Below are 2017 nucleotides of genomic sequence, written 5' to 3' on the forward strand. Positions count from 1 at the left end.
CGACAAGGCCTTCTACCGTGAAGTGCAGATGGTCTTCCAGGATCCGTACGGGTCGCTGCACCCGCGCCAGACCGTCGACCGTCTGCTGCAGGAGCCGCTTGCCATCCATGGCTTTGCCGACGGCGAAAAGCGTATCCAGCGGGCGCTCGACGAAGTCGGCCTCGGCAACGGTTTTCGGTTTCGCTATTCGCACCAGCTCTCCGGCGGCCAGCGCCAGCGCGTGGCGATCGCGCGTGCGCTCATTCTGGAACCGTCGATCCTGCTGCTCGACGAGCCGACCTCGGCGCTCGATGCCTCGGTGCAGGCGGAAGTGCTCAACCTGCTGGAAGAGGTACGCAAGCGCCGCAAGCTGACCTTCCTGATGGTCAGCCACGACCTCGCCATCATCACCCATATGTGCGAGCGGCTGATGGTGATGCAAAGCGGCGAGGCGGTGGAGAATCTGGCGGCGGCAGACCTTGTCGAGCGCCGCGTGACCAAGGACTATACGCGCAATCTGTTGCGGGCCAGCGACGGGTTTGTGAGAACCGCTTGAATTCGTTTTCTCTTTTGCGCCGAACAACCATCTTGGGGAATTCCCATGGAGGAATGGAAGTTTGCGGATCCGCCCAATGTCGCGGTGTTTGTGGATAGGGCAGTCGTTACCCGCGGCGATTGGATTACATACGTCTCACATGACGATGACGACGGCAGTTGGCAATTCCACAACAGCGAAACCGGACCTGTTGACGAAGGCGATATCATGATCGTCAGCTTGCAAAACGTTGTGCAGCGGGACGAAAGCATCCAGGCGTTGGCGGACTTGCCAGAAGGCTGGCACGCTTGGCGCACCTCGAAATCGTCGCCATGGCAACGCGCCAGGTCGCGCCCTGTGCCCTCCAACGACAACGAATGATCAGGCAAAGCCTTAGGCTGAGCCTTGCGCCAGTTCGCCGCTCTCCAGAACGGGTGGCTCTTCCCGGCCCTTCGGCTCCTTGATCCTGAACCACGTCACATAAAGCGCCGGCAGGAACAGCAGCGTGATTGCGGTACCCGCGATGATGCCGCCCATCATCGCATAGGCCATCGGACCCCAGAACACTTCACGCGCGATCGGGATCAGCGCCAGGCTGGCGGCCGCCGCCGTCAGTGCGATCGGCCGCATCCGGTGTTCGGTCGCTTCGATGACCGCCGCCCAGCGGTCCTTGCCCTCTCGAACAAGATCCTCGATCTGCACGATCAGGATGACCGAATTGCGGATCAGGATGCCGATCAGCGCCAGCACGCCCAGGATGGCGACGAAGCCCAGCGGCGCTCCGCTCGGCACCAGGGCCGCCACCACGCCGATCAGGCCGAGCGGCGCCACCGCCACGACCAGGAACAGGCGCTGGAAGCTTTGCAACTGCACCATCAGGATCGTTGCCATGACGAACAGCATCAACGGCACGACGGCGGCGATCGGTCCCTGACTTTTGGCGCTCTCCTCGACCGAGCCGGCGGTGGCGATCGAATAGCCCGGCGGCAGCTTGGCGGTGAAGGCATCGACCGATGGCTTCAGTTCGTTGACGACCGTGGCCGGCAGCACGTCGCCGACCAGCCCGGCGCGCACGGTGATGGTCGGGATGCGATCGCGTCGCCACACCGTCGGTTGCTCCAGATCGTAGCGGAAGTTGGCGACCGCCGCGAGCGGGATCGCCTCGCCGGTGCTGGTCGGCAACTGCATGTTCTGCAACGTCTCGATCGAGCCGCGTTCGGCCCCGCGGGAGCGGGCCACGACATTGATCAGGTAGGTCGCGTCGCGCACCTGCGTGATGGTGGCGCCGCCGACCGTACTGTTCAGCGCGCTGGCGATGTCGGAGGAGGTGATGCCGAGCTGGCGTGCCTTGTCCTGCAGCACGTCGACCCTCAGCACCCGCTGCGGCTCGTTCCAGTCGAAGGTCGGCGCAGCGAGCTTTGGATTGGCGGAGATGACACCGGCGAATTGCTGCGCCAGTTCGCGCACCGTCTGGATGTCGGGACCGCCGACGCGGTATTGCAC

The 2017-nt window shown here is 63.9% G+C and carries 3 protein-coding genes; 2 read left to right on the plus strand and 1 reads right to left on the minus strand.

Annotated features, from left to right (window positions below):
• Together EN969_RS28530 and EN969_RS28535 are read left to right on the plus strand one after the other, a co-directional pair.
• A partial coding sequence (locus EN969_RS28530; RefSeq protein ID WP_164758576.1) for an ABC transporter ATP-binding protein occupies positions 1-535 on the plus strand: 535 nt, incomplete at its 5' end.
• A 45-nt stretch (positions 536-580) separates the two neighbouring features.
• Positions 581-895, plus strand: a complete 315-nt coding sequence (locus EN969_RS28535; RefSeq protein ID WP_063169981.1) for a hypothetical protein — start codon at positions 581-583, stop codon at positions 893-895.
• 12 nt (positions 896-907) lie between these two features.
• Here EN969_RS28535 and EN969_RS28540 read toward each other — a convergent pair.
• The coding region (locus tag EN969_RS28540) for an efflux RND transporter permease subunit (protein ID WP_164758577.1) at positions 908-2017 on the minus strand (1110 nt) is incomplete at its 5' end.

Source organism: Mesorhizobium sp. M7A.F.Ca.CA.003.01.2.1 (assembly GCF_003998945.1).
Classification (GTDB): domain Bacteria; phylum Pseudomonadota; class Alphaproteobacteria; order Rhizobiales; family Rhizobiaceae; genus Mesorhizobium; species Mesorhizobium ciceri.

Bases quoted from the DNA above. Each gene is read 5' to 3' on its own strand.
- EN969_RS28535 (WP_063169981.1), top strand. From the start codon at position 581: ATGGAGGAATGGAAGTTTGCGGATCCGCCCAATGTCGCGGTGTTTGTG.